The sequence below is a fragment of the Enterobacter sp. DN genome (assembly GCF_046054285.1).
Taxonomy (GTDB): domain Bacteria; phylum Pseudomonadota; class Gammaproteobacteria; order Enterobacterales; family Enterobacteriaceae; genus Enterobacter; species Enterobacter hormaechei_C.
The window spans coordinates 1-23,658 of the sequence record NZ_JBJJTG010000002.1; the positions used below are offsets into that span (position 1 = coordinate 1).

General features: G+C 53.7%; 27 protein-coding genes. 16 read left to right on the top strand and 11 right to left on the bottom strand.

The genetic code is table 11. The features are described from left to right. Positions 1 to 298 precede the first annotated feature (298 nt). Positions 299 to 1,552: a glycoside hydrolase family 18 protein gene (locus ACJTMZ_RS04600; RefSeq protein WP_063660032.1), complete on the top strand. Its 1,254-nt coding sequence runs from the start codon at positions 299 to 301 to the stop codon at positions 1,550 to 1,552. 50 nt (positions 1,553 to 1,602) lie between these two features. Here ACJTMZ_RS04600 and ACJTMZ_RS04605 read toward each other — a convergent pair whose 3' ends face one another. Then, a complete protein-coding gene (locus ACJTMZ_RS04605) occupies positions 1,603 to 1,875 on the bottom strand; it encodes a YeaC family protein (protein ID WP_017384688.1) in 273 nt (90 codons plus the stop codon). 41 nt (positions 1,876 to 1,916) lie between these two features. After that, entirely contained in the window at positions 1,917 to 2,330 is a 414-nt protein-coding gene (msrB, locus tag ACJTMZ_RS04610; RefSeq protein ID WP_003857865.1) for a peptide-methionine (R)-S-oxide reductase MsrB, read from the bottom strand. Between the two features lie 341 nt (positions 2,331 to 2,671). On the opposite strand from msrB, the gene gapA reads away from it, so the two are divergent. Together gapA and ACJTMZ_RS04620 are read left to right on the top strand one after the other, a co-directional pair. Continuing rightward, positions 2,672 to 3,667 carry a glyceraldehyde-3-phosphate dehydrogenase gene (gene gapA, locus ACJTMZ_RS04615; RefSeq protein ID WP_006809136.1) on the top strand — a complete coding sequence of 332 codons (996 nt, stop codon included), beginning with the start codon at positions 2,672 to 2,674 and terminating at the stop codon, positions 3,665 to 3,667. Positions 3,668 to 3,741: 74 nt separating this feature from the next. Then, positions 3,742 to 4,626, top strand: a complete 885-nt coding sequence (locus tag ACJTMZ_RS04620; protein ID WP_045907480.1) for a D-hexose-6-phosphate mutarotase — start codon at positions 3,742 to 3,744, stop codon at positions 4,624 to 4,626. 66 nt (positions 4,627 to 4,692) lie between these two features. Here the strand turns inward: ACJTMZ_RS04620 and ACJTMZ_RS04625 are convergent, their stop codons facing one another. Beyond that, complete coding sequence (locus ACJTMZ_RS04625) at positions 4,693 to 5,439, bottom strand: MipA/OmpV family protein (RefSeq protein ID WP_017384691.1); 747 nt, start codon at positions 5,437 to 5,439, stop codon at positions 4,693 to 4,695. Between the two features lie 432 nt (positions 5,440 to 5,871). Here ACJTMZ_RS04625 and yeaG point away from each other — a divergent pair, with 432 nt between their 5' ends. From yeaG to ACJTMZ_RS04640, 3 genes are all read left to right on the top strand, one after another. Continuing rightward, a complete protein-coding gene (gene yeaG / locus ACJTMZ_RS04630; RefSeq protein ID WP_006809140.1) occupies positions 5,872 to 7,806 on the top strand; it encodes a protein kinase YeaG in 1,935 nt (644 codons plus the stop codon). 89 nt (positions 7,807 to 7,895) lie between these two features. After that, the gene (locus ACJTMZ_RS04635; protein WP_032670956.1) at positions 7,896 to 9,179 is read left to right on the top strand and encodes a YeaH/YhbH family protein; all 1,284 of its coding nucleotides are present in this window, start codon (positions 7,896 to 7,898) and stop codon (positions 9,177 to 9,179) included. A 99-nt stretch (positions 9,180 to 9,278) separates the two neighbouring features. Further along, complete coding sequence (locus ACJTMZ_RS04640) at positions 9,279 to 9,779, top strand: YbaK/prolyl-tRNA synthetase associated domain-containing protein (RefSeq protein ID WP_032653242.1); 501 nt, start codon at positions 9,279 to 9,281, stop codon at positions 9,777 to 9,779. Between the two features lie 20 nt (positions 9,780 to 9,799). Here the strand turns inward: ACJTMZ_RS04640 and yoaI are convergent, their stop codons facing one another. Beyond that, positions 9,800 to 9,901: a small membrane protein YoaI gene (gene yoaI, locus ACJTMZ_RS04645; protein WP_017384693.1), complete on the bottom strand. Its 102-nt coding sequence runs from the start codon at positions 9,899 to 9,901 to the stop codon at positions 9,800 to 9,802. Positions 9,902 to 10,187: 286 nt separating this feature from the next. On the opposite strand from yoaI, the gene ACJTMZ_RS04650 reads away from it, so the two are divergent. The 3 genes from ACJTMZ_RS04650 (at position 10,188) to ACJTMZ_RS04660 (ending at position 14,124) form a co-directional block, all read left to right on the top strand. Then, entirely contained in the window at positions 10,188 to 11,519 is a 1,332-nt protein-coding gene (locus tag ACJTMZ_RS04650; RefSeq protein ID WP_252010815.1) for a glycoside-pentoside-hexuronide (GPH):cation symporter, read from the top strand. 15 nt (positions 11,520 to 11,534) lie between these two features. After that, on the top strand, positions 11,535 to 13,571 hold the full coding sequence (locus tag ACJTMZ_RS04655; RefSeq protein WP_015570786.1) for a TIM-barrel domain-containing protein: 2,037 nt from the start codon (positions 11,535 to 11,537) through the stop codon (positions 13,569 to 13,571). A 106-nt stretch (positions 13,572 to 13,677) separates the two neighbouring features. After that, a complete protein-coding gene (locus ACJTMZ_RS04660) occupies positions 13,678 to 14,124 on the top strand; it encodes a DUF441 domain-containing protein (RefSeq protein ID WP_003857881.1) in 447 nt (148 codons plus the stop codon). Here the strand turns inward: ACJTMZ_RS04660 and ACJTMZ_RS04665 are convergent. Further along, positions 14,108 to 14,899, bottom strand: coding sequence for a helix-turn-helix transcriptional regulator (locus tag ACJTMZ_RS04665; RefSeq protein WP_015570787.1), 792 nt, complete (start codon positions 14,897 to 14,899; stop codon positions 14,108 to 14,110). The genes ACJTMZ_RS04660 and ACJTMZ_RS04665 overlap by 17 nt on opposite strands. Positions 14,900 to 14,998: 99 nt before the next feature. Between ACJTMZ_RS04665 and ACJTMZ_RS04670 the strand changes: the two genes are divergently transcribed. After that, positions 14,999 to 16,186 carry a CynX/NimT family MFS transporter gene (locus ACJTMZ_RS04670; RefSeq protein ID WP_047365658.1) on the top strand — a complete coding sequence of 396 codons (1,188 nt, stop codon included), beginning with the start codon at positions 14,999 to 15,001 and terminating at the stop codon, positions 16,184 to 16,186. A 31-nt stretch (positions 16,187 to 16,217) separates the two neighbouring features. Here the strand turns inward: ACJTMZ_RS04670 and ACJTMZ_RS04675 are convergent, their stop codons facing one another. Continuing rightward, positions 16,218 to 16,925 carry a CTP synthase gene (locus tag ACJTMZ_RS04675; RefSeq protein ID WP_015570788.1) on the bottom strand — a complete coding sequence of 236 codons (708 nt, stop codon included), beginning with the start codon at positions 16,923 to 16,925 and terminating at the stop codon, positions 16,218 to 16,220. Positions 16,926 to 17,076: 151 nt separating this feature from the next. Between ACJTMZ_RS04675 and ACJTMZ_RS04680 the strand changes: the two genes are divergently transcribed. Further along, positions 17,077 to 17,421, top strand: coding sequence for a DUF488 domain-containing protein (locus tag ACJTMZ_RS04680; RefSeq protein WP_015570789.1), 345 nt, complete (start codon positions 17,077 to 17,079; stop codon positions 17,419 to 17,421). On the opposite strand, the gene ACJTMZ_RS04685 is transcribed toward ACJTMZ_RS04680, so the two are convergent. Beyond that, positions 17,422 to 17,727: a hypothetical protein gene (locus ACJTMZ_RS04685; protein ID WP_015570790.1), complete on the bottom strand. Its 306-nt coding sequence runs from the start codon at positions 17,725 to 17,727 to the stop codon at positions 17,422 to 17,424. Positions 17,728 to 17,807: 80 nt separating this feature from the next. Beyond that, positions 17,808 to 18,062 carry a DUF333 domain-containing protein gene (locus tag ACJTMZ_RS04690; protein WP_015570791.1) on the bottom strand — a complete coding sequence of 85 codons (255 nt, stop codon included), beginning with the start codon at positions 18,060 to 18,062 and terminating at the stop codon, positions 17,808 to 17,810. A gap of 311 nt (positions 18,063 to 18,373) precedes the next feature. Between ACJTMZ_RS04690 and ACJTMZ_RS04695 the strand changes: the two genes are divergently transcribed. The 3 genes from ACJTMZ_RS04695 to yoaJ are packed head-to-tail and all read left to right on the top strand — an operon-like array spanning position 18,374 to position 19,621. After that, entirely contained in the window at positions 18,374 to 19,402 is a 1,029-nt protein-coding gene (locus ACJTMZ_RS04695) for a sensor domain-containing diguanylate cyclase (RefSeq protein ID WP_015570792.1), read from the top strand. A 45-nt stretch (positions 19,403 to 19,447) separates the two neighbouring features. After that, complete coding sequence (locus ACJTMZ_RS04700; protein ID WP_015570793.1) at positions 19,448 to 19,546, top strand: YoaK family small membrane protein; 99 nt, start codon at positions 19,448 to 19,450, stop codon at positions 19,544 to 19,546. Then, positions 19,547 to 19,621 (top strand): protein YoaJ, encoded by a 75-nt coding sequence (gene yoaJ / locus ACJTMZ_RS04705; protein ID WP_015570794.1) that lies wholly within the window; start codon positions 19,547 to 19,549, stop codon positions 19,619 to 19,621. Positions 19,622 to 19,674: 53 nt separating this feature from the next. Here the strand turns inward: yoaJ and ACJTMZ_RS04710 are convergent, their stop codons facing one another. Beyond that, on the bottom strand, positions 19,675 to 19,923 hold the full coding sequence (locus ACJTMZ_RS04710) for a GlsB/YeaQ/YmgE family stress response membrane protein (RefSeq protein ID WP_003857896.1): 249 nt from the start codon (positions 19,921 to 19,923) through the stop codon (positions 19,675 to 19,677). A 369-nt stretch (positions 19,924 to 20,292) separates the two neighbouring features. On the opposite strand from ACJTMZ_RS04710, the gene yncL reads away from it, so the two are divergent. Both yncL and ACJTMZ_RS04720 read left to right on the top strand, forming a co-directional pair. Beyond that, a complete protein-coding gene (gene yncL, locus ACJTMZ_RS04715; RefSeq protein ID WP_071524166.1) occupies positions 20,293 to 20,385 on the top strand; it encodes a stress response membrane protein YncL in 93 nt (30 codons plus the stop codon). 124 nt (positions 20,386 to 20,509) lie between these two features. After that, positions 20,510 to 22,009 carry an EAL domain-containing protein gene (locus ACJTMZ_RS04720; protein ID WP_252010816.1) on the top strand — a complete coding sequence of 500 codons (1,500 nt, stop codon included), beginning with the start codon at positions 20,510 to 20,512 and terminating at the stop codon, positions 22,007 to 22,009. A gap of 4 nt (positions 22,010 to 22,013) precedes the next feature. Here ACJTMZ_RS04720 and ACJTMZ_RS04725 read toward each other — a convergent pair whose 3' ends face one another. Together ACJTMZ_RS04725 and icd are read right to left on the bottom strand one after the other, a co-directional pair. After that, positions 22,014 to 22,259 (bottom strand): YmjA family protein, encoded by a 246-nt coding sequence (locus ACJTMZ_RS04725; protein ID WP_022650806.1) that lies wholly within the window; start codon positions 22,257 to 22,259, stop codon positions 22,014 to 22,016. 75 nt (positions 22,260 to 22,334) lie between these two features. Beyond that, a complete protein-coding gene (gene icd, locus ACJTMZ_RS04730) occupies positions 22,335 to 23,585 on the bottom strand; it encodes an NADP-dependent isocitrate dehydrogenase (RefSeq protein ID WP_003857898.1) in 1,251 nt (416 codons plus the stop codon). Positions 23,586 to 23,658: the final 73 nt, after the last annotated feature.

Here is a 23,658-nt window from a genome sequence, read left to right on the forward strand (position 1 = left end):
GCGTACTACGACCGAAAAACCCAGAGTGTGCTCCGGATAGACTGAAAAGTGTTACCTATGTTCCCGGTCTGATCTGTCACCTATGTATCCGGTCATACACTGCGCTTACCCGGCCTACAAAGCCACAGAAAGTAGACCGGGTAAGGCGAAGCCGCCACCCGGCATTTCTTCCCCAATCCCCATAAAGTGAACTCCCTCGCATCCTCAGCGCAGCGGCAATGCTATTCTCGTCAGGCTGTTTTTTCGCCACGCCTTTTCCGTGGCGTGATTAATTTTATTATGTCAAAGAGGAACTTGTATGAAACGTATGCCTTTGCTGGCAGCATTGCCCCTGCTGTGCGCTTCCGTTGCTTCTGCCAGTACCCTGATGTCCGTGGGCTACTTTAATGGCGGGGGTGACGTCACCGCCGGACCGGGTGGCGATATCAATAAGCTGGACGTCCGCCAGATTACCCACCTGAACTACTCGTTTGGTCTGGTCTACAACGATGAAAAAGACGAAACCAACGCCGCGCTGAAAGATCCGGCAAAACTGCATCAAATCTGGTTATCACCTAAGGTGGCATCCGATCTGGCGTTACTTCCTCAGCTTCGTAAACAAAACCCGAACCTGAAAGTCCTGCTTTCCGTTGGCGGCTGGGGGGCGCGTGGTTTTTCTGGCGCAGCGGCAACCAAAGAGAGTCGCGCGGTATTTATTCGCTCCGCGCAGGAGATCGTCAGTAAATACGGCCTGGATGGGATCGACCTGGACTGGGAATATCCGGTCAACGGCGCGTGGGGACTGGTCGAGAGCACCCCTGCCGACCGGGATAATTTCACCGCGCTGTTAAAAGAGATGCGTGACGCGTTTGGTAAGAAAAAGCTGGTCACGATTGCGGTGGGCGCGAATGCGGAAAGTCCGAAAAGCTGGGTGGATGTGAAAGCCATTGCCCCCCTGCTCGATTACATCAACCTGATGACCTACGACATGGCGTACGGTACTCAGTATTTTAACGCGAATCTGTATGACTCCAGCGCCTGGCCAACGGTGGCTGCCGCAGACAAGTACAGCGTCGATTTTGTGGTGAATAACTATCTGGCCGCCGGGCTGAAGCCGCAGCAGATGAACCTCGGAATTGGTTTCTATGGGCGCGTGCCGAAGCGCGCCGTTGAACCGGGTATCGACTGGAGCAAATCGGACGCGCAGAACAATCCGGTGACGCAGCCCTACTTCGGGCCGCAGGAACTGGGCCTGTTCAAATCGCTTGGCTATGATCTGACCAAAGATACCTATGTGAAATACAACGATATCGTCCGCAAGCTGCTGAACGATCCGCAGAAACGCTTTACCGAGCACTGGGACGAACAGGCGAAGGTGCCGTGGCTGTCGGTGAAATCCGCCGACGGGAAGGCGCTGTTTGCGATTTCCTATGAGAACCCGCGATCCGTGGCGATCAAAGCGGATTACATTAAGGAGAAAGGTCTGGCTGGCGCCATGTTCTGGGAGTATGGGGCTGACGACGAAAACCAGCTCGCGAAACAGCTGGCGGAGTCGCTTGGGATCCCGCACTAAAGTGCAGTGTGCCGGGTGGCGCTAGCGCTTACCCGGCCTACATGGGATCTTTATTTGAAGGTCGCAATCGGCTTCGGCGCGATGCCGAACTCTTCTTTCAGCTCGCGCTTGCTTTTCATCACCATCTGACCGTTTGTGTCGATGGTCATGTGCTGGGCGTCGGTATTGTGACGCGCCTGCCACAGCATCACCAGTTGCAAACTGTTCTCTTTTTGCTCAGGTGTGAGCGCCACACCGTCCGGCCATTTTCCCAGCTCAACGGCCGTTACCAGACGCTGATAAACCTCCGGGGTCATACCTGCAATCATGTCATCAATATTCATGATCTCTCCCTTTCAAAGGAATAATTTGCTGAATCGTTTTTTCAACCCTTGGTCTGGTCGCCGTTTTCATCATCGGTAAAGCTCATGGAAGCCGAATTTACGCAGAAACGCTCCCCCGTCGGCTGCGGGCCATCCGGGAAGACATGCCCGAGATGGGCGTCACAGTTCCCGCAGCGAATTTCGGTGCGCACCATGCCGTGCGAGGTGTCCGTCAGGTAGCGGATCGCATCATCGCTGACAGGCTCGTAAAAGCTCGGCCAGCCGCAGCCAGAATCGTACTTCGTCTGGGAGTTAAACAGCGGTGCATCACACACCAGGCAGTGGTAGACGCCTTCCCGTTTATTGTGCAGCAAACGCCCGGAAAACGGCGGTTCTGTGCCGTGATTTTGCGTCACGTAAAACTGCATCTCTGTAAGGTTTTTTTTCAAATCGTCGGGGTTACGTTGGTTCGACATATGCTTACATCTCGCTGTTGAAACAGACATCTTTTAACCCAGATTCTAACAAAACATTAACACCCGCGCGTGCACTTTTGTTCTAAACTTATGTGTCGCGAAAAGGCGGTCAGGCAATTGTGATCAATTTCACATTTTAATCCTGCGAGGCCTTTAAAATTCCGGGCGCAGCCCCCATGTGGTTGCTAGCTCAAAGGGAAAGTGAGGCGAGTCAGTCGCACAAACGTTAGTCACAGGATTGATTTGTCGCAATGATTGACACGATTCCGCTTGACGCTGCGTAAGGTTTTTGTAATTTTACAGGCAACCTTTTATTCACTAACAAATAGCTGGTGGAATATATGACTATCAAAGTAGGTATCAACGGTTTTGGCCGTATCGGCCGTATTGTTTTCCGTGCTGCTCAGAAACGTTCTGACATCGAAATCGTTGGTATCAACGATCTCCTGGACGCTGAATACATGGCGTACATGCTGAAGTACGACTCAACTCACGGTCGTTTCGACGGCACCGTTGAAGTGAAAGACGGCCACCTGGTTGTTAATGGCAAAACCATCCGCGTTACTGCTGAGAAAGACCCAGCTAACCTGAAATGGAACGAAATCGGTGTTGACGTTGTAGCTGAAGCTACCGGTATCTTCCTGACCGACGAAACTGCACGTAAACACATCACTGCGGGTGCGAAGAAAGTTGTTCTGACTGGTCCTTCCAAAGACAACACCCCAATGTTCGTTCGCGGTGCAAACTTCGAAACTTACGCTGGCCAGGACATCGTTTCCAACGCATCCTGCACCACCAACTGCCTGGCACCGCTGGCTAAAGTTATCAACGACAACTTCGGCATCATCGAAGGTCTGATGACTACCGTTCACGCAACCACCGCTACTCAGAAAACCGTTGATGGCCCGTCTCACAAAGACTGGCGCGGCGGCCGTGGCGCGGCTCAGAACATCATCCCATCTTCTACCGGTGCTGCTAAAGCAGTAGGTAAAGTACTGCCAGAACTGAATGGCAAACTGACTGGTATGGCGTTCCGCGTTCCAACTCCTAACGTATCCGTTGTTGACCTGACCGTTCGTCTGGAAAAAGCTGCTTCTTATGAAGAAATTAAGAAAGCAATCAAAGCTGCTTCCGAAGGCCCAATGAAAGGCGTTCTGGGTTACACCGAAGACGACGTTGTATCTACCGATTTCAACGGCGAAGTGTGCACTTCCGTGTTCGATGCTAAAGCAGGTATCGCACTGAACGACAACTTCGTGAAACTGGTTTCCTGGTACGACAACGAAACTGGCTACTCTAACAAAGTACTGGACCTGATCGCTCACATCTCCAAATAAGTTGAGATGAGTGCTTGATCCTAAAAGGCGACTTCGGTCGCCTTTTTTATTGTTTTTAGACAGAGGATTGCTTAATGATTAATAAAATTTTTGCACTTCCGGTAGTCGAACAACTTACCCCTGTGCTCTCCCGCCGTCAGATCGACGGTGCTGATATCATCGTCGTTGATCATCCACGCGTTAAAGCCTCCGTAGCGCTCAATGGTGCCCACCTGCTCTCCTGGAAACCAGAAGGTGAAGAAGAAGGCCTGTGGCTGAGCGAGGCCACCTCGTTCAAAAAAGGGGCGGCGATCCGCGGCGGCGTACCGATCTGCTGGCCATGGTTTGGCCCGTCAGCGCAGCAGGGTTTACCCTCACACGGTTTCGCCCGTAACCAGCAGTGGACGCTGAAAGCCCACAACGAAGATGAAAACGGTGCGGTGTTGACCTTTGAACTCCAGCCGAATGATGAAACGCGTGCCCTGTGGCCACACGAGTTCACCCTGTATGCCCGCTTCAAGCTGGGTAAAACCTGCGAAATTGAACTGGAAGCGCACGGCGAATTCGAAACAACGTCCGCCCTGCACACCTATTTCAACGTAGGCGACATTCAGGCCGTTAAGGTGAGCGGACTTGGCGATACCTTTATCGACAAAGTGGATAACGCGAAAGAAGGCAAGCTGGACGACGGCGTGCAGACTTTCCCGGATCGTACCGACCGCGTGTATCTGCACCCGGAAGCCTGTAGCGTCATCCACGACAGCGCGCTGAACCGCGGTATTGATGTGGTTCATCACCACCACAGCAACGTGGTGGGCTGGAACCCGGGCCCTGCCCTTTCCGTCAGCATGGCGGATATCCCGGATGACGGTTACAAGACCTTCGTGTGCGTGGAAACCGCGTGCGTGACCGCGCCGCAGAAAACCAGCGAAGAAAAACCGTCCCGCTTAGGCCAGACGATCAAGATTGTGAAGCGCTAATATTGTTCAGGCATCATAAAAAACAAACGGGGCGCTAGCGCCCCGTTTTAATGCATCACGTTCTGGTCAGAACTTGTAAGTCACACCCACGGAGAAGATGCCAGACCAGGACTTGTCGACCATCGGGCTGTCTTTCACTTCATCGCTCAGACGAATGTAACGGCCAGTACCGTATACATTCCAGTCACCGAGGAAGTTATACGAGGCGGTGAGTTCCAGGTACGGGTCCCAGCCATCATCCGCGCTGTAGCTCTTCAGACCACTGCGGCGAGACTCCGCTTTAGACACGCCATAGTAGTAGTCGTTGTAATTCTCGCTGCTGTACTGCACACCGATACCCGGCGTCAGCGTCACTGCGCCGTTGGTATAGCGATAAAGCCACGCCAGATCCCAGATGAAGCCGTTGCTGTTGTCCAGGGTATCGCCCGCCAGCGCAGTGCGCAGGAAGCCATACTCGGTATTATGGACGTAAGAAAGCCCCGCCATCAGTGAGCTTCTGCGTTTGTCCAGCTGACGAAGCGCATTGCTGTCGCTGTCGCCTGGTTTAAAGTGCGTTGGATCGTAATAGGCCATGATGGAGAGCTTATCGGCCGTATCGTTCCACAGATAGTAGCCACCGCCCAACCCACGGAACCAGAAGTTATCGCCTTCATAGGTGACAACGGGGACAGGATAAACGTCGCGGTCATACTGCTTGTACGGGCTGTTAATCACGCCAGCACCCGCGCCAACAGTCCACTGGCTCTCAGCCTGTACGGTGCTCGCTGCGGTAGCGGCAAGGATGCCCAATGCCAGAAGTTTGAGTTTGGTCACAATCCATTCTTTCCTGTAGTCAAATAATCAGCGGGTGAAGTGTAACCGCCATTCCCGTACATCCCAAAATTTTTTGCGCGCTAATCCGTTTGATTAACCCGTTATTTTTCATTTTTCAGATGACATCCCGCTTTCATTTATGTGACCGATAAATGAAAAACCCGCTTTTCGCTTATAACCGCAGTGGAAATTTTTGGATGAGTTATTGATATGTCATTGAAAGTAGATTTTATCCGTATGCAAGTTTTGCAATTGCCATCTACGCTTTAATTTAAGAAGAGGTTTTGCTGAACACCCTGCGGTTCATAGCCTTCGACCTGGCACACAGGTTGCTGCTCTGGCAGTGAGGTGCGAAAAATTCTCTTCCGGGAGCCTCCACTACTCATACGAACGGCTCTTATCCTGTGCTAAAAAACGAAAGGACGGCATGCCATGAATATATTCGATCACTATCGCCAGCGCTACGAAGCTGCCAAGGACGAAGAGTTCACACTGCAGGAGTTTCTTACCATTTGTCGGCAAGATCGCAGTGCCTATGCCAATGCGGCAGAACGGCTATTGATGGCTATTGGTGAGCCAAACATGGTTGATACTGCCCTGGAGCCACGGCTTTCCCGTCTATTTTCGAATCGGGTGGTCGCCCGATACCCGGCGTTTGAAGAGTTCTATGGCATGGAAGACGCCATTGAGCAGATCGTCTCCTACCTGAAGCATGCCGCTCAGGGGCTGGAAGAGAAGAAACAGATCCTTTATCTGCTGGGTCCTGTCGGTGGGGGTAAATCCTCCCTGGCTGAACGGCTGAAAGCGCTGATGCAGCGCGTGCCGATCTATGTGCTGAGCGCCAACGGCGAACGCAGCCCGGTCAATGACCATCCGCTGTGCCTGTTTAATCCGCAAGAGGATGCGCAAATTCTGGAAAAAGAGTTTGGCATTCCGCATCGCTATCTCGGTACGATCATGTCGCCGTGGGCGGCAAAACGTCTGCACGAGTTTGGCGGGGACATCACCAAGTTCCGCGTCGTGAAAGTGTGGCCGTCTATCCTCGAGCAGATCGCCATCGCTAAAACTGAACCCGGTGACGAGAACAACCAGGATATCTCGGCGCTGGTGGGTAAAGTCGATATCCGTAAGCTGGAGCATCACGCGCAAAACGACCCGGATGCCTACGGTTATTCCGGTGCGCTGTGCCGCGCCAACCAGGGGATTATGGAATTTGTCGAGATGTTTAAAGCACCGATCAAAGTGCTGCATCCGCTACTGACCGCCACCCAGGAAGGGAACTACAACGGGACAGAAGGTATTTCCGCCCTGCCGTTTAACGGGATTATCCTTGCCCACTCTAACGAATCTGAATGGGTGACCTTCCGTAACAACAAAAACAATGAGGCGTTCCTTGACCGTGTGTATATCGTCAAAGTGCCTTATTGCCTGCGGATCTCCGAGGAGATCAAGATTTACGAAAAACTGCTCAACCACAGTGAGCTGGTCCATGCCCCTTGCGCACCGGGAACGCTGGAAACGCTGTCGCGCTTCTCGATCCTGTCGCGCCTGAAAGAGCCGGAAAATTCCAGCATCTACTCAAAAATGCGCGTGTATGACGGTGAAAGCCTGAAGGATACCGACCCGAAAGCGAAATCGTACCAGGAATACCGCGATTACGCCGGGGTCGACGAAGGGATGAACGGTTTGTCGACGCGTTTCGCGTTTAAGATCCTCTCCCGCGTCTTTAACTTCGACCACGCGGAGGTGGCCGCCAACCCGGTACATCTGTTCTACGTGTTGGAACAGCAAATTGAACGTGAACAGTTCCCACAGGAGCAGGCTGAACGCTACCTGGAGTTCCTGAAAGGCTACCTGATCCCGAAATACGCCGAGTTTATCGGCAAAGAGATCCAGACCGCCTACCTGGAATCCTATTCCGAATACGGCCAGAACATCTTCGACCGGTACGTCACCTACGCTGACTTCTGGATCCAGGATCAGGAGTATCGCGACCCGGATACCGGCCAGCTGTTTGACCGTGAATCCCTGAACGCGGAACTTGAAAAAATCGAGAAACCAGCCGGGATCAGCAATCCGAAAGACTTCCGAAACGAGATTGTGAACTTCGTGCTGCGCGCCAGAGCGCATAACAACGGCCGCAATCCGAACTGGACCAGCTACGAAAAACTGCGCACGGTTATAGAGAAGAAAATGTTCTCTAACACGGAAGAGCTATTGCCGGTCATCTCGTTCAACGCCAAAACCTCAACCGACGAGCAGAAAAAGCACGACGATTTTGTCGACCGTATGATGGAGAAAGGCTATACCCGCAAACAGGTCCGCCTGCTCTGTGAATGGTATCTGCGCGTGCGTAAATCGTCTTAAAACAAGTGCCCGGTAACGCGCTTACCGGGCCAACAAAATGTCCGGCACTTACGGACGCTGCAAGTTGGCAAATGCAGTACGGGGGATATATGACCTGGTTTATTGACCGGCGTCTTAACGGCAAAAACAAGAGCACGGTGAATCGCCAGCGCTTCTTGCGCCGTTATAAAGCGCAAATTAAACAGTCGATCTCCGAGGCCATCAACAAACGCTCGGTGACCGACGTCGACAGCGGCGAATCCGTCTCCATCCCTAACGATGACATCAGCGAACCGATGTTTCATCAGGGGCGTGGCGGCCTTCGCCATCGCGTGCACCCAGGTAATGACCACTTCGTCCAGAATGACAGAATCGAGCGGCCCCAAGGCGGAGGCGGCGGTTCTGGCAGCGGTCAGGGGCAGGCCAGCCAGGACGGTGAAGGCCAGGACGAGTTCGTCTTTCAGATTTCAAAAGACGAATATCTCGACCTGCTGTTTGAGGATCTGGCCCTGCCGAATCTGAGAAAGAATCAGCACCGTCAGCTCAACGAATACAAAACCCATCGCGCGGGTTATACCGCAAACGGGGTACCCGCCAACATCAGCGTGGTGCGTTCACTGCAAAACTCGCTGGCGCGACGCACGGCGATGACGGCAGGCAAACGGCGCGAACTGCGCGAGCTGGAAACCAGCCTGGAAGTGGTGGAAAACACGGAGCCGGCACAACTGCTGGAAGAGGAGCGCCTGCGAAAAGAGATCGCCGAACTGCGGGCGAAGATCGACCGGGTGCCGTTTATCGACACGTTCGACCTGCGCTACAAGAACTACGAAAAACGGCCGGAGCCTTCCAGCCAGGCAGTAATGTTCTGCCTGATGGACGTGTCAGGTTCAATGGATCAGGCCACCAAGGATATGGCTAAGCGTTTTTATATTCTGCTCTATCTGTTCCTGAGCAGAACGTATAAGAACGTGGAGGTGGTCTACATCCGCCATCACACTCAGGCGAAAGAGGTGGATGAACATGAGTTCTTTTACTCGCAGGAGACCGGCGGCACCATCGTGTCGAGCGCCCTGAAGCTGATGGACGAGGTGGTGAAGGAGCGCTACGATCCGGCGCAGTGGAATATCTACGCCGCGCAGGCATCGGATGGCGATAACTGGGCGGATGACTCGCCGCTGTGTCATGAAATTCTGGCGAAGAAGATCCTGCCGGTGGTGCGTTACTACAGCTACATTGAAATTACCCGTCGCGCCCACCAGACGCTGTGGCGTGAGTATGAGCATCTGCAAGCGATGTTCGATAACTTTGCGATGCAGCACATTCGTGACCAGGATGACATCTACCCGGTCTTCCGGGAACTGTTCCAGAAACAGTCGTCCACCAGCAACGCATGACCCAACAGCCAGCGCACCCGCTGGCTGTTTTCTTTCAGCCCTCTCCGTCCCGTGCTAATGTAGCAAGCTACGTATTGGCAAATCACAGGTGAAATCGTTATGTCTGATGACGTGACCGGGACGACGACCCATCAGCAGCTAATCAGCTTATTAACCGAGCAGGAGGCGCGCTTTCGCGTGGTGGCGCATGAGGCCGTTGGGAAATGCGAAGCGGTCAGTGAAATTCGCGGGACCGATCTCCGACAGGGTGCAAAAGCACTGGTCTGCAAGGTAAAAGGCAACGGCGTTAAGAAACATATTCTGGCAATCCTCGCCGCCGATCGGCAGGCCGATCTGAGCCTGCTGGCCAGTCATTTCGGTGGGCTAAAGGCCTCGCTCGCCAGTCCGGCTGAAGTGGATGCGCTTACCGGCTGCGTTTTCGGCGCCATTCCCCCCTTCAGCTTTCACCCGGATCTGACGCTGGTCGCCGATCCGCTGCTGTTTGAGCGCTTCGACGAGATCGCGTTTAACGCCGGCCTGCTGGAAAAATCGGTGATTATGGATACCCAGGACTATCTGCGTATCGCTCGTCCTGAACTGGTGACGTTCCGTAAACAGTAAATACAGCGGCTGGCTAACGGTCAGCCGTTTTCCAGCAGCAGCACGGAAGCAATCAAAATAATCGCGATGATAAAAAACGATGAGGAGATAATCAGCGTTTCGACAAACATAGGATCGTTCATGATGCCCTCTGCTTTGCCCATTTGCCTCTTTTTTACCCCCGCACAATGACAGTTAAATGACAATGACGCGTCCGCGAAATAACTATTTTTTCGCTGAAACGATTCGCTGTTACCTATCCTCCACCGTATAAAGTCACTGTTTAAATACTTTATTTGTTACCGGTATCACGAAAAGAAATTTACGTAACCCCGATGCCAGATCTCGCAATTGTTAACCTTTTCATCATGGTTAACCCTGTTTACGGAGCACCTCAAAAATAAACCTTACACTGGCAAGGTGAATACAATGACCGAAATAATTACCCGTAAAGAAAAGATCAGTTATGGGTTAGGCGATATGGCGAGCCATATTGGGCTGGATAACGTCATTATTTTTCTGACGTTTTACTATACGGACGTGGTGGGGCTACCTGCCGCATTCGTGGGCACCATGTTTCTTCTGGCGAGAACCGCCGATGCCATAATAGACCCGGCGATGGGCTATATCGCAGACAGGACGCGCACGCGCTGGGGCAAATTCCGCCCCTGGATGCTGTGGCTGGCGCTGCCTTTTGGGGCAAGTTGTCTGCTCACCTACGCCGTGCCAGCGTCGCTCGATCTGCACGGTAAAATGATTTTCGCCACCGTCAGCTATACCCTGATGATGCTGATGTATACCGCAATCAATATTCCCTATTGCTCCATGGGCGCGGTGATTACGCCCGACAACGATGCGCGAATTTCCCTCCAGTCCTATCGTTTTTTCCTGGCCACGCTGGGTGGCGCGCTGTCGACATTCTTTATGATGCCGCTGGCAGAGTTTTTAGGCGGCGATGATAAATTACTGGGCTACCGCTGGGCGATGGCCATTATGGCGACCATCACGGTCATCATGTTCTGGATCTGCTTCGCCAATACGCGTGAACGTATTAAGGCTCCCGCTACCCACAATAATTATCTTGCGGAACTGCGGGATTTATTACGAAACGACCAATGGCGGGTTGTCGCCGTCCTGGTATTAACCAACATTGGTTTTGGCGTTATTCGCCTTGGCGCAATGATGTATTTCGTCACTTATTATCTCGGTAGCGCGAGCTATTTTATGTGGATGCTCGGGGCGCATATTCTCGGGAAAGCCGCAGGCAGCGCGCTGGCCAAACGTCTGACGCAGAACGTCAGCAAAGTACAGATGTTTGGATACTGTTCCGTACTGGCGGGGGTACTCAGCATCGCCCTGTTCTTTGCGCCTAAGTCGGTGCTTATTCTGGTGCCCATGACGTTTATCGTCTCCACCCTTTACCAGGCCACCACCACGCTGATGTGGGTAATGATGGCGGACGTCGCCGATTACGGCGAATGGAAACAGGGGAAACGCATGGACGGCGTGATCTTCTCCACCTTCCTCGCCGTACTCAAGCTGGGAATGGCGATCAGCGGCGCGATTGTTGGCTGGACGCTGGGCTTAAGCGGCTATGTCGCCAACGCCCCGGAACAGACCACCACGGCCATGTACTGCATCATCGCCCTCTTCACCGTCGTGCCTGGCGTCTTGTCACTCTGCGCGTTTGCCACGCTGCGCTGGTACAAGCTCGACGACAGCACAATGCAATCCATCCATCTTGCCAAACACCCTGTTTAGAAGGACGCGTTTTCCATGAGTGAGCTGATCCAACATTCCAACAGTATCGAATGGCGTTTTGAACGCCAGACCCTGCGTATTGAACCGTGGGGTGAAAACAGCCTGCGCGTCAGGGCCACCTGCTCCCCGGCTTTTGATGACGCCTTACAGGCACTGTTGCCCGCCGCCCCTTGCCAGGCTGAGATTGTCGCCGAAGCGGAAAGCCTGACGCTGCGCAACGGCAATATTACCGCGACGCTGAATCTTAAAGGTCAGCTGGCCTTCTACAATCAGCGCGGCGAACTGCTGCTGGAAGAGATGTGGCGCCAGCGTTCAACGGTGGGTATCGGTGCCAGCGAGAAGAGCCAGGATAAATATGTCAGCGCCCTGAAGCTGGATGGCCGCGAATTTAAGCCGCTAATGGGGGGGAAATATCAGCTCACCGTCCGGTTTGAATCGCGTCCGGATGAACGCATCTATGGCATGGGTCAGTATCAACAGCCGTGGCTGGATCTGAAAGGCTGTACGCTGGAACTGGCACAGCGCAACTCCCAGGCCAGCGTGCCCTTTATGCAGTCCAGCCTTGGCTATGGCCTGCTGTGGAACAACCCGGCGATTGGTGAAGCCAGCTTTGCAAAAAATCAGACGGAATGGCGCGCCCGCGTCACAGGAGAAATGGACTACTGGATCACCGCCGCCGACACGGTGGCGGATATCACCCGCCAGTATGTGAAAGCCACCGGTACTCCGCCCTCCGCCCCGGCGTTTATCAGCGGGCTGTGGCAGTGCAAATTACGCTACCGCACCCAGCAGGAGGTGCTGGAGGTTGCGCGGGAGTATCGCCGCCGTAATCTGCCGCTGTCGGTGATGGTCATCGACTTTTTCCACTGGCCGAATCAGGGCACCTGGTGCTTCGACCCCGTAGACTGGCCCGATCCTGAAGGGATGGTCGACGAGCTGCGCGAAATGGGTATTGCGCTGATGGTGTCGGTGTGGCCAACGGTAGAGGCGCGCAGCCCTCTCTACCCGCTGATGAAAGCCAAAGGCTGGCTGGTCAGCAGTGAACGTGGCGTGCAGGTCAACCTCGATTTTATGGGCAATACCACCTTCTTTGATGCGACCCATCCTGAGGCGCGGAAATTCGTCTGGGATACGGTGAAGAAAAATTACTACGACATGGGCATTAAGCTGTTCTGGCTGGACGAAGCGGAGCCGGAATACCGCGCCTATGATTTTGACAACTATCGCTACCACGCCGGTCCGGTGCTGGAAGTGGGCAATCGCTACCCGCGTGACTTTGCGCAGGGCTTTTTCGATGGGCTCCAGGCAAATGGTGAAACCGACATTGTTAACCTGGTACGCTGTGCCTGGGCAGGCAGCCAGCGCTTCGGCGTGCTGGCGTGGTCGGGTGATGTCCACTCCTCGTTCCATGCTTTTCGCAATCAACTCGCCGCGGGACTGAATATGGGGCTGGCGGGGATCCCATGGTGGACAACCGATATCGGTGGCTTCCAGGGAGGGAACGTTAACGACCCGGCGTTCCACGAATTGCTGATCCGTTGGTTCCAGTGGGCGGTGTTTACACCGGTTCTGCGCATGCACGGCTATCGCGAACCGCAGATCCAGCCCCCGGAGCGCTACCGTGACGGCATTCCTCAGTGTAACAGCGGTTCGCCTAATGAGCTGTGGAGTTACGGAGAAGAGAATTACGCCATCATGCAGCACTGGCTTACCGTGCGCGAAACCCTGCGCCCGTATATTGACGCGTTGTACCAGCAGGCTCATCTGTACGGAGACCCGCTCATGCGTCCGCTGTTCTGGCACTATCCGCAGGATAAGCAGAGCTGGGCGTGTGAAGATCAGTATCTGTTTGGCGAAGATCTGCTGGTGGCGCCGGTTATGCAGGCCGGTCAGCGTGAGCGCGATGTCTGGCTGCCGACGGGCAATAGCTGGGTCGCTCTTAACGGTGAGCGCTACGCCGGTGGGGAGCATATCCGGGTGCCTGCGGCGCTGGAAACCATCCCGGTATTTATCCGCGAAGGGAGTCCGCTTATCCAGCAACTGGTGGACTGACGTCAGGCAAGTGCCCAAAAATAGACAATTTTTTCAGTAAAGCCTGCCTGCCGTCGCGTTTGCGCGTAAAGTAAGCAGGCTTACTATTTTTGGCAAGGATCCCGTCATGTTCGACCCTACTCTGCTCATACTTCTGGCCCTGGCTGCTCTGGGTTTTGTCAGCCACAACACCACCGTCGCGATTTCCATTCTGGTCCTGATCATCGTTCGCGTCACACCGTTGAATACCTTCTTCCCGTGGATAGAAAAACAGGGGCTTACCATCGGGATCATTATTTTGACCATCGGTGTGATGGCCCCGATTGCCAGCGGAACGCTACCGGCCTCAACGCTGCTGCACTCTTTTGTAAACTGGAAATCGCTGGTGGCGATTGCGGTGGGCGTTTTTGTCTCGTGGCTTGGCGGGCGCGGCGTGACGCTGATGAGCAGCCAGCCTTCGCTGGTGGCCGGGCTGCTGGTAGGCACCGTGTTAGGCGTGGCGCTGTTTCGTGGCGTGCCGGTTGGCCCGCTGATTGCTGCCGGTCTGGTTTCGCTGTTTATCGGGAAGTCATAGTCAGGCTTGCGATATAGCGGGCGGGCGTCTGTCCCAGTCCTTTCTTAAACATGGTGATGAAGGCGGTGGTGGAGTCATACCCCAGCGCCTGCGCCGCCTGCTGGACCGACTTCCCGCCGATTAAAAACTGCAATGCGACAATCAGCTGGAGCTGGTGCCGCCAGCGACGAAAGCTTAAGCCGGTCTCTTTCACCACCAGCCGCGCCAGATTGCGCTCGCTCATGGCAAAGTGGCTGGCCCACTGCGCCAGCGTCTGCCAGGCGGCAGGTTCGTTTGCCATGGTCTCACTCATCAGGCGAATTTTTGGATGCGGAGATACCGGCAGCTGTAGATGCTCCTGCGGTTGCAGAGGCAGTTCATCAAACAGGACGTCTACCAGCCTTCCGGTAGCGGGAAGAGGCAGTTCTTCCCGTGACCTGTCTGCAAGCGCCAGCACCAGCTCCCGCACCAGAGGCGATATTTTCAGCGTACAGGTACGCATCGGCAATTCGAGCGCACCGGGTTCAATAAACAACAGGCAGAGCTGTGCGCCGGGCGTCGCCTTGTTGCTGTGCGGCGTTTGTCCCGGGATCCACACCGCATACTGGGGCGGCACCATCAGCATCGCGTTCTCCACTTCACAGGTGATCGCTCCCCCCAGCGCCATAATCAGCTGCCCTTTGCGGTGCTGATGCAGCGGAATATATTGTTCCTGTGCCACCACGCGGATGCGAAAGGCCACCGCCGCGTCGTGCTGGCTATCGGGATCGTAGCCGTCGAGCCCCAGTCCGTACATAAAGTTGTCCGATATTAGCGATAAACTGTCATTTTAGCCTGATTTCAACCACGACTTAAATCGGTATGGTATGCGCTCGCCTGAACGTAAGAGACAATAATGACTACTGCTATTCAACCTTCCGGGAAACAGGGTGTGCTGCTGATTGCAGGCATCCTGATGATTGCCACGACGCTGCGCGTCACCTTTACCGGTGTCGCCCCCCTGCTCGACACTATCCGACAGGACTATGGCTTAAGCACGGCGCAAACCGGCCTGCTCACGACGCTGCCTCTGCTGGCCTTCGCCTTTATCTCTCCCCTCGCCGCAGGCGTCGCCCGGCGCCTGGGCATGGAGCGCAGCCTTTTTATCGCTCTGCTGCTGATTTGCATCGGGATTGGCGTACGTTCGCTGCCGTCGGCCTCGCTGCTGTTTATCGGTACGGCGATCGTGGGCTGTGGGATTGCGCTGGGCAATGTCCTGCTACCCGGCTTAATCAAACGTGATTTTCCGGGCCAGGTCGCAAAACTGACGGGGGCTTATTCGCTGACGATGGGGGCCGCTGCTGCCGCAGGGTCGGCGCTGATCGTCCCACTGTCGCTGGGGAGCGCTGGCTGGCACGGGGCGCTGTTGATGCTGATGTTCTTCCCGCTGGTGGCGCTGCTGCTGTGGTTACCGCAATGGCGCCACAGACCGGCTGCCACCCTGACCGGAGCGGGCGCGTTGCACAATCGGGCTATCTGGCGCTCGGCGCTCGCCTGGCAGGTGACGCTTTTTCTGGGCATTAACTCGCTGATTTACTATGTCATTATCGGCTGGTTACCCGCGATTTTGCTTAGCCACGGCTACAGCGAAACGCAGGCTGGCTCCATGCACGGGCTTCTCCAGCTGGCAACCGCGGTTCCCGGTCTCGCCATTCCGCTGATCCTGCACCGTCTTAACGATCAGCGAGGCATTGCCGGGCTTGTCGCCCTGATGTGCGCCGTCAGCGCGGCCGGGTTCTGGTTCGTGCCGGGGCTGGCCGTCGTCTGGACGCTGGTGTTTGGCTTTGGCTCCGGCGCCACCATGATCCTCGGCCTGACGTTTATCGGGCTGCGCGCCAGCTCGGCCCATCAGGCCGCGGCGCTCTCGGGCATGGCACAGTCGATTGGCTATCTTCTGGCGGCCTGTGGCCCACCGCTGATGGGGAAAATTCACGATACCGCCGGAGACTGGCGCATTCCGCTGCTCGCCTGCGCCCTGGCCGCGGTGGTGATGGCGTTATGCGGTATGCTTGCCGGGCGTGACCGGGAGATCACACCCCGCTGACATTCAAGGCAGACCCGGAGGTCTGCTTTTTTTATCCCTGCGCCGCCCGCAGCATGGCCTGTACCAGCACGACCGGTCGCCCTTGCAGCGCGGCCCGCTCATGCTGGAACAGGGTGATGACAAAGAAAGGATGGGTTACCAGCTCTGCCGCGCGGATCTCACCCTGCTCGTCCCAGCCCGTTACGCGCATGTCGCCCCGCTCAAGCTGGTCGGCAAACTCAGGTGAGACGCCGTAATTGCAGTGATATCCCTCCTGAATTTCCGGCTTGCCATACGCTTTAGCAATCAGCGTGTTATTCCGCAGCTCGATCGCATCGGTTTTTTCCACCAGCGAGCAGGTCAGCGGGGCAATTACCATCCTTCCCTCGGTGTCGGTTTCGGCATGGCCTGCATCGTGCCAGCCCAGTACATTACGCGCATACTCAATCAGCGCATGCTGGAACCCGCCGCAGGTGCCGAGAAAGGGGATGCTGTTCTCACGCGCGTAACGGGCCGCAATAAACGCCGCCTCGGTGTTTTTATACGGGCTTGCCGGTACCAGCCAGATGGCATCGTACCCGACCAGGTCTTCGGGGCTGGTCAGCTCAGGCGTGGCGAGCCAGTCATAATCAGCGGTGAGCTCCAGAACCGCAGCGGCGTCGTCAATCGCCAGCGGGATCGCCTGGTGCGCAATAACATCGGGATTGTAATCACCAACCAGCGCAATGCGCAGCGTCGTTTTAACCGGGGAGAGTTCCATCAGAGATTCCTTATGCCGGAGGATTTTCAGATAACATAAGGAACCTCAGACTACCGATCTTTTGCAATTATCACAATACCTTAAATTGGGTGGATAAAAGCCGGGTGCTATAGTGTTCTTGCAGAACGTCGTAAGGAAATGAGGAGGACCCATGATTCAATGTAAACGCGTGTATGAGCAGGCGACCTCAAAAGACGGTTACCGGATCCTGGTCGACAGACTCTGGCCGCGCGGGATAAAAAAGACCGACCTCGCCTGTGATGAGTGGTGTAAAGCGCTAACGCCGTCCAGCGAACTGCGAAAAGCCTTTCACAGTGAAACGATAGATTTCACCGCGTTCAGTGAAGCCTATCGTAAAGAGCTGGCGCAGCATCCGGATGAAGGCAAACGCCTGGCGGCTCTCGCCAAACAGCAGACCGTGACGCTACTCTATGGGGCGAAAAATACGGAGCAGAATCACGCGCAGGTACTGGCGGACTGGCTGCGTAAACTGTGATTAACCGATCGCCAGCTCATCCACGTTGTGTGGCATCTCGTCGGGAGTAAGCGGCATCAGATGTTCCGGGCGAACAAACGCAAAACCGTGCTGATTATCAAAGGCGTAAACATCACCGGTGACCAGCCACAGCGCACGCGCTGACGTGGCGGGTAATTGCGTCATGACGCCGTTAACCGGGTTCACAAAACGCTGGCCCGGCTGACAGAGGCCAAACAGCTCGACGGATTTACCGATATTTCGACGGCCTGCCGCCGTACGCGCACCCACGATCATCGCCATGCTGCCCGGTTTTAACTGAAACATACTTCTTCTCGCAAACGTACTGCCAGAAACTGGCTAAGAATAATCCTAAAGAGAAGTGTATCGCAGTTTTATTGCCGTTGTCATCTGGTCGGTTGCGGGTGATCGCGGCGGTAGAGATCCCATTCATCGATCACTTCCCCGCCTGGCAATTTGCACTCGGTACGTACGCCCTGCGGGCTTTGAACAGGGATTTGCTCTCCCCCTTTCTCCAGACAGTACACTGACGCCGGGTTTGCCATACCAATAGCGTGCGGCGGTTGAGGCGCATCAGGAGGGGTTGTCTTTGTTGAGCAGGCGGCCAGCGGTAAAACCAGCGCCAGGAGAAGATATTTCATTATCATGATCCTTCAGGGTGTAAAAACGTCAGAGTAACGGGTCATCGCCGTTTTCTCCATGATTTCTCCATTAAACCTGCACGATTCCCCCTTATAGTGATGCCTGTTCTCACACTGACCAGAGAACATCATTCCGTAATCAAGATGTTTTGCCCCGATCTCAACATCGGGGCTTTTTTTAGCCTCTCCCTCATCCGCTTCCAGAAGAATCTATAAAATTAATCCTGTTCATGTTTTACTATGACCGGAGTCTATATTTTCAGCATAACATGCAGATACAGAGGTCTTCTGCATGGGAGTCAACCTGCCTCATGTCAGATATCATTCTTGCCCGTGTTTCAGAAACCCTCTCCACTGAACAATCTCTCGACAGTCTGGTGCGTCAGCTACTGGAAATGCTGGAAATTGTGACGGATATGGAATCAACCTACCTGACGAAAGTCGATATCAATGCGCGTTTGCAGCACATTTTATATGCCCGTAACAGAAAGCAAATGCACATCCCGGAAGGTTTCAGCGTGCCCTGGGACGAAACACTGTGTAAGCGCGCCATCGACAGCGACACGTTGTTCAGTAACGAGGTGCCCGACCGCTGGCCGGAGTGTGAAGCGGCCAAAGCACTGGGCATTACAACCTATATGAGCGTGCCGGTTCACCTGGCTGACGGTTCTCTGTATGGCACGCTTTGCGCGGCCAGCACCGCACAGAAACAGTTCAGCGAGCGTGGCGAGCAGGTGATCAGGCTCTTTGCCGGTTTAATTGGTCAGTACATTCAGAAAGAGTCGCTTGTGCTTCAGCTTCGCGAAGCAAATGCGGCGCTCATTGCCCACTCTTACACCGACGCCCTTACCGGCCTGCCGAATCGTCGCGCCATTTTTGAAAACCTTACCACCCTGTTCTCACTGGCGCGCCATCTTAACCGCAACGTCATGATGGCCTTTATTGACCTCGATGATTTCAAGCGAATCAATGACCAGTACGGGCATGAGGCGGGCGATCGCTTCCTTGTACAGGTCGGCAAGCGGCTGACTCACGAGCAAACGCAGGATGAGATTATTGGCCGGCTCGGCGGCGATGAATTTCTGGTTGCCAGCCTGAGTCACAGCGATGATGGCGACGCCAGCAAAGGGGTCAACGCAATCAAAACCCGCCTCAATGGTCTTATTGCGGGCGAATACGGGTTAGGTAATGCCACTATTCTTTATCCCGGCGCAAGCCTTGGCGTCGTTATTGTTGATCCTCACCGCACTGATGAAGATAGCGCCCTGCGCACCGCAGACCTCGCGATGTATCAGGATAAAAAAGGAAAAAGCAAAACAGGCTTTGTCGCGTTAGATTAAAATCGTACACTCTACGGCCTTATACAAACTCAAACAGGTGATGGCATGAGAATAGGGATCCTCTTTCCGGTGGTTATTTTTATCACGGCGGTGGTGTTTTTAGGCTGGTTTTTCCTTGGTGGTTACGCCGCGCCGGGGGCTTAAATGAGAAAAACGACCATCATCATGCTGATTGTCGCCATCGTGGCCGTCGCCGGTACGCAGTTGGGCTGGTGGTAACGCCCAAAGTAAAAAGGCCGCCGTCAGGCAGCCTTTTTTAACTCAGGTCAGATTTAGCTTTTGATTTTTCTGTAGATAAACAGAACAACCAGCGCGCCAATCACCGCGACGACAAAGCTGCCGAAGTTGAAGCCATCAACTCTGCCAAAGCCGAACAGGGTACTGATCCAGCCACCGACGACTGCACCCACAATCCCCAGAATGATCGTGACGATGAAACCGCCGCCATCTTTGCCCGGCATAATCCACTTCGCCAGGATCCCCGCAATCAGCCCAAAGATAATCCAGGATAAAATTCCCATAGCTTTCCTCTCTGTATGGTTTTTGTCATTAAATCAACGACACAGAAAAGGATAGCACAGGATCTGAGAAAGGAAATTTGTGATAGGAATCACACGGTTCGCTTGATTAAAATATGAGCAGTAAAAAAATGCCGTTCCACACTCATCGTGGGGTTGCATCTTTTACTGAGAAAGATTATCTTTCTCATTACTGAATAGTTGAGCAAATCACTCAGGTATTCAGTACGACATTGCTCACATTGCTTCCAGTATTTCTTGCCCACTCTTGAGTGGGCTTTTTTTTGCCCGAACCCACCAAAATCTGGCGTTTCTTAAGTGGAGGTGAAACGCTATTCTCTGTGGCTACTGAACAACAAAAACGTTGATAACATGAACGTATCAAGCAAGTTTGTCATCTGCCTTAATCTTGTTTCTGCCAGTACGTTACTGCTACTGCTCTCAACACGGTTTGAGTGGTTCTGAGATGAAAGGAGCCTGGCATGGTGGCTTTCCTTTCGATTCCGTGCAGCCTCAACTCTCATACTTGTAGCTTTTATGACCTGTGTTAAGATCCCTGCACCTCAGGACGTGGTGGGACAACAGGAAAATGAAGAAGGCCATTGCCGTTGCTATCATCTCAACCTTTATGGTCGTCCTGTCGCTGTATGCGGTTAACGCCATTATCGCTGAGCAGCAAAAGAACCGGCAGAGGGAGATCTCCCACACGCTCTTAAGCTATTCTGAAGAGTTAACGCAAAATATCGCCAGTACGCTTAAAAATACCTCCGCGCAGGGATGCGATAGCGCCAGTCTGAACGTCTACCGAAAATTAAAGATGCGAAGTCTCTATTTCGCCGATGTGGGGTTTATTGAAAAGGGGAAAATCACCTGCACCGCGTTTTGGGGCAAGCTGGCAAATCCCATCGCCCTTCCCTCTGAGCTGCATAATACCCAGAACGGATTCAGCCTGGCGCAGTTTTCGCAGAAAGATTTCTTTGTCGGCAATGCGACAATCTATAACCACCTTATTATCTTCACCTCCCGTTCAGCCTACGATAAATTTGCCCCCGTTACCGCCAACTATTCGCTTCGTTCTTCCACTAAAGATTTCGGCCGCACCTTTTTCACCGTTACGCCGCCATCAGAAAACTTCAGCCGCTTACAGTCTCTGTTATTTACGCTGGCTGTGACAGAGTGCAGTACACGCTGGGATTTGTGCGTTACCGTCACACACCATGATGCCGGACTGGCTTCGCTCTCCCACGTAGTGATGGTGCTTCTGTGCTTGTTTTTATACTTTATCTGGGTATCCCTGACGCTGTTTTCTCTTCGACTTTATGAAGACCGACGTTCTCTGGAACGAACGCTGGTCAAAGCGGTAAAAGCGAATACCATCAGCGTTCATTTTCAGCCTGTTATTCGGGTTGCTGATAAGAAAATCGTCGGGGTTGAAGTGTTATCAAGATGGCAGGATAACAATCACAAAGAGGTTTCTCCTGAGCTGTTTATCCCGTTAATTAAAAAAATTGGCCAGTATAACGTTTATTATCAGAACATGATAAAGAAATCCCTGGCGGAAATTGCCGCGCTGGCCGCTGAACATCAGTTAATGATTTCACTGAACGTTGGCCGGACGGAAATTGAAGACGGCAAATTCCTGGCGGTATTACGTCATGAATGCTCAGAGAACGCGATTCCCTTATCGTTAATCAAAGTTGAGTTATCCGAAAATGGCGTTTCCACCGCGGCCATCCTTGAAGAGTTTTGTGAGGAGCTTAAATCGGCAGGCGTCAAAATTTCAATAGACGATTTTGGTGTGCAAAACTCTAATCTGGCCAGGCTATCAAATCTCAAATATGACGAAATCAAGGTGGATAAGTCGTTAGTGGACGGCATCAGCGAGCACTATAAACAGGATATCCTGGTGATCTTCAGCGACGCGCTAGCTAAACTGCACAAAACCCTTGTTTTTGAAGGGGTTGAAAGCGAAACGCAATATCAGTTCATCGCGCAGAGATACCCCGATGCCCTCGTACAAGGCTGGTACTTTTCGAAGTCGCTAACCCGGCACGACCTCGCCAGGCTGCTGGCAGACTCAGCGCGATGACGCGTTATTCATTGCCCCACTGATTCAGGAAGTTCGCAATATCGTCAATGCGCGCTTCGTCTATCTCCGCCTGGACAGCCATCTCCCGCTGCGCCTCTTCACTGATTTCCTCATTGTTGTATAAGCGAGTGAGCAGCAGCTGGAAATAGTGTGCCAGCGGCGTACGCTCTGCCTCTTCTACCGGTTTCGCCGTTTCAGTCGCATACTCGTCGACGATGTCATAATACTTGAGCGGGATATCATGGGTCATAGCGTTGTTTCCGTCTTGTGTGCATAAAAAACGGGAACCCTCAGGCTCCCGTTGTCATTTAACCCAGCGAGTGGATTACATGTTCGCGATAATCGCGTCGCCAAACTCTGAGCATTTCAGCAGTTTAGCGCCTTCCATCAGACGTTCAAAGTCATAGGTGACGGTTTTCGCGTTAATCGCGCCTTCCATACCCTTAACGATCAGGTCTGCGGCTTCGAACCATTCCATATGACGCAGCATCATCTCTGCGGATAGAATGATAGAGCCTGGGTTGACTTTGTCCTGGCCTGCGTATTTAGGTGCAGTACCGTGAGTTGCTTCGAACAGGGCGCACTCGTCACCGATGTTCGCGCCCGGGGCGATACCGATACCACCCACCTGTGCGGCCAGCGCATCGGAGATGTAGTCACCATTCAGGTTCATACAGGCGATCACGTCATACTCAGCAGGTCGCAGCAGGATCTGTTGCAGGAACGCATCGGCAATCACATCTTTAATGATGATCTCTTTACCGGTGTTCGGGTTCTTAATTTTCTGCCATGGGCCGCCGTCGATCAGTTCACCGCCGAACTCTTCGGTCGCCAGCTGGTAGCCCCAGTCTTTGAACGCGCCTTCGGTGAACTTCATGATGTTGCCTTTGTGAACCAGGGTCACAGAGTCACGATCGTTGGTGATAGCGTATTCGATGGCGGCACGCACCAGACGCTTGGTCCCTTCTTCGGAGCATGGCTTGATGCCGATGCCGCAATGCTCAGGGAAGCGAATTTTCTTCACGCCCATCTCTTCGCGCAGGAATTTAATCACTTTTTCTGCATCAGCAGAGTCCGCTTTCCATTCGATACCGGCGTAGATGTCTTCTGAGTTTTCACGGAAGATAACCATGTCGGTCAGTTCCGGGTGCTTAACCGGGCTTGGGGTGCCCTGGTAGTAACGCACCGGACGCAGACACACATATAGATCCAGTTCCTGACGCAGCGCCACGTTCAGGGAGCGAATGCCGCCGCCAACTGGCGTGGTCAGAGGGCCTTTGATAGCAACGCGATAGTCGCGGATCAGGTCCAGCGTTTCGGCTGGCAGCCAGACGTCCTGGCCATAAACTTGAGTCGATTTTTCACCGGTGTAAATTTCCATCCAGGAAATTTTACGCTCGCCTTTGTAGGCTTTCTCAACAGCGGCATCAACCACTTTCAGCATTGCCGGGGTAACGTCTACGCCGATACCGTCGCCTTCAATGAACGGGATAATCGGGTTGTGAGGAACGTTAATCTTGCCGTTTTGCAGGGTGATCTTTTTACCTTCCGCCGGAACAACTACTTTGCTTTCCATTAACCTCTCCTTCGAGCGCTTCTGGTTGTTACTGATCTTATGTTAATAAATTGTAATGAGCCTTCCGATAGTA